The sequence below is a fragment of the Halorubrum sp. AJ67 genome, from assembly GCF_000513435.1.
The window spans coordinates 1-2,518 of the sequence record NZ_CBVY010000029.1 but is presented as its reverse complement, the minus strand read 5'-3'; the positions used below and the strand labels follow the sequence as shown (position 1 = coordinate 2,518).

3 protein-coding genes and 1 pseudogene are annotated in these 2,518 nt (G+C 63.1%); 2 read left to right on the top strand and 2 right to left on the bottom strand.

Annotated elements, in window-relative coordinates:
* Positions 1-87: 87 nt before the first annotated feature.
* Positions 88-705, bottom strand: coding sequence for a 2Fe-2S iron-sulfur cluster-binding protein (locus BN903_RS14540; RefSeq protein ID WP_048078414.1), 618 nt, complete (start codon positions 703-705; stop codon positions 88-90).
* A 147-nt stretch (positions 706-852) separates the two neighbouring features.
* On the opposite strand from BN903_RS14540, the gene BN903_RS14535 reads away from it, so the two are divergent.
* On the top strand, positions 853-1,335 hold the full coding sequence (locus BN903_RS14535) for an RNA-binding protein (RefSeq protein ID WP_048078413.1): 483 nt from the start codon (positions 853-855) through the stop codon (positions 1,333-1,335).
* Between the two features lie 544 nt (positions 1,336-1,879).
* Here the strand turns inward: BN903_RS14535 and BN903_RS14530 are convergent.
* Positions 1,880-2,068: a hypothetical protein gene (locus BN903_RS14530; RefSeq protein WP_048078412.1), complete on the bottom strand. Its 189-nt coding sequence runs from the start codon at positions 2,066-2,068 to the stop codon at positions 1,880-1,882.
* 272 nt (positions 2,069-2,340) lie between these two features.
* On the opposite strand from BN903_RS14530, the pseudogene BN903_RS14525 reads away from it, so the two are divergent.
* Positions 2,341-2,518, top strand: a pseudogene (locus BN903_RS14525) (endonuclease/exonuclease/phosphatase); the annotation flags it as partial.

Sequence of the window (2,518 nt, the reverse complement as noted above, 5' to 3'; positions counted from 1 at the left end):
GGACGATGGGATCGGTTGGAGCGAGACGCGAAAAAGGGTGTCGCGAGCGGGCGCGGGGAAGGGTACGTACAGCGAAACGCGGCGGGGCTACGGCGCTTCGCCGGTCTCGATGCTGAAGGAGTCGCGGGGGTAGGCGACGCAGGTGAGCGTGTAGCCGTCGTCGATTTCGGCCTCTTCGAGCATCTGCTGGTTGTCGTGTTCGACGAAGTCCTCGGAGGGACCGTCGGCGATACGTCCGGCACAGGAAACGCACTGTCCCTGCCGGCAGGCGTACGGGAGATCCCACCCCTCGTCTTCGCCCTGTTCGAGGATGGGCTGGTCGTTCGAGAGCTCGACCGTCTCGCCCTGTTTGACGAACTCGACCTCGAAGTACTCCACCTCGTCTTCGGGGATGTCGCCGGGACCGGAGCTGACGGTGCCGCCCTCTTCGAGTTCGCCCTCCTCGCCGTCGGCACCGGCCGGGATCGCGCCCGCGCCGCCACCGCCGCCGCCGACCGCGCGGTTACCGGGTTCGGGGAACTCCGTCTCCGGAACCGCGGACGCGCGGTGTTCGAGCACTTCCTCGGAGATGTCGGTCGTGGGTTCCCACCCCGTTCCCTTCACGGAGGTGACGAGGAGGACGAGCAGCGTCGCGACCGCCGCGAGCGCGATCGCGGGCAGGCTCACGATCCTCGTGATCGCCACGATCGCCAGTGGGCCAAACATACACGTGGGTATGGAGAGGTGGTTTAAGGCCGTTTTGATCGGTCCAACGGGGTGAGACCGGGTCCGAAGGGTGGAGCGGCCGGCCGCCACCGAACGGCCACGCTGTGGAGCGGTCCATTTATCGGCCGAGCGGTCGACGGGACGGGCATGGAAGTGAAATCCCGGCATCACCTCCGGAGCGACGAGATCACGGCGATCCGCGAGGCGGTCGCCGATCACCTCGGGGTCGACATCGACGGCGAGACGTTCGAGTTCGTCGAGTTCGTCGACGCCGGCTACGAACTCGTCTTGGTCGACGGCGACCCCGCCGTCTTCTACGTCGACGACGACGAGCCGTTCCTCACCGTCCGCGGCGCGAACGACTTCGACCCGGAGACGGGCGTCGTCACCGTCGACGCGGGCGCTATCTCGTTCGTCTCCGACGGCGCGGACGTGATGCGTCCCGGCATCGTCGAGGCCGACCCGGAGATCCGCGGCGGGGACCTGGTCGTCGTCGCCGAGGAGACCCACGGGAAGGTGCTCGCGGTCGGCCGCGCGCTGGTCGACGGCGACGAGATGGTCGGCGACAGCGGGAAGGTCGTCGAGTCGATCCATCACGTTGGCGACGACCTCTACGAGTTCTCCGTCTGAGCGGCCGAGCCCCCGTTTTTAAGCGTCGCAAGCGACGGCAACGATCACTTATAAGAGAATGTGCTGTGCGGTGGCGCGCGCCTCCGAGCGCCCTTTTAAGGGCGCGAGGAGCACCGCGCGAGGGAGTCGGCGGTCCGAAGCGAAGCGGAGGACCGGCGACGAGGCTGGGGAGGCGTGAGGTGCTGTGCGGTCGGGTGGGACTCGAAGGGGCAGCCGGGAGGCGGGCGGAGGCGTTCACGAGAGCAAAGCTCTCGTGAGCCAATCAGAACGCTCCGCGTTCTGATGACGACGGCAGCACCGCAACGAGGGAGCAACGCGACAGAGTGAGGAGCGCAGCGAGCGTGCGCCCGCCTCCCGGCTGGGGCTTCGGCGCTGTTCGTGTCGATCGTAGTTTACAACGAATTGGCTCTGTTGAAATGATCAATTTATGATATGTTTCTGCTGTCGTGCTGAATATAGAGTATCAATGCAGCAGTGTGGACCACAAGTGATCTGATGCTATTGTAGGACAATCAGTTGGTCAATAGCTGAGTTTGGTTGGCCTTCAAGCACGAATGAAGGGCGGCACAAATGCGTATAGGCAGACGAACAGAGAGAAGATGAGAAACGGAAAATCCAGTGAGTCCCCTGAAATAATAAGCCCCGTTGTAAGAACCGCGAGCGCTAACCCAACAATAGCGGTACGAATCGAACGGAGGTGGACCATGAGCAACGGATTTTCATCTTCGCTCATACATAATATCAGATATTGTCAGCATATGAATCTTTATCAAACAGCTGTTGATAGGTCGATCTGTATGTCCTATATGCTGACCGACCTAGTGATAACGACACCTGTCTCTACCGTGCAAGATACGCGCGTTGTATTCAGCACACGGTTCCTATCAAGGATGAAGGATTTCAACAGGGCCGAATGAGTACGTACAGCCGAGCGAGCGAGACGTCGACGACAGTTCCGCGCGCACTCCACGAGATTTAATCGCCTCGCCCGCGACGCCAGACGTAATGACCGGGATCCGGGTGCTGAGCTACAACGTCCGCTACGCCAACCGCGGCGACCACCACGACGCCTGGCACGACCGCCGCGACGCGGTCGGGCGACTCGTCCGCTTCCACCGGCCCGACGTCGCCGCGTTTCAGGAGCCGCTGCCGGACCAGCGCCGCGACCTCCGCGAGCGGCTCC

Bases quoted from the DNA above. Each gene is read 5' to 3' on its own strand.
- BN903_RS14535 (WP_048078413.1), top strand. From the start codon at position 853: ATGGAAGTGAAATCCCGGCATCACCTCCGGAGCGACGAGATCACGGCG.
- BN903_RS14530 (WP_048078412.1), bottom strand. From the start codon at position 2,068: ATGAGCGAAGATGAAAATCCGTTGCTCATGGTCCACCTCCGTTCGATT.
- BN903_RS14540 (WP_048078414.1), bottom strand. From the start codon at position 705: ATGTTTGGCCCACTGGCGATCGTGGCGATCACGAGGATCGTGAGCCTG.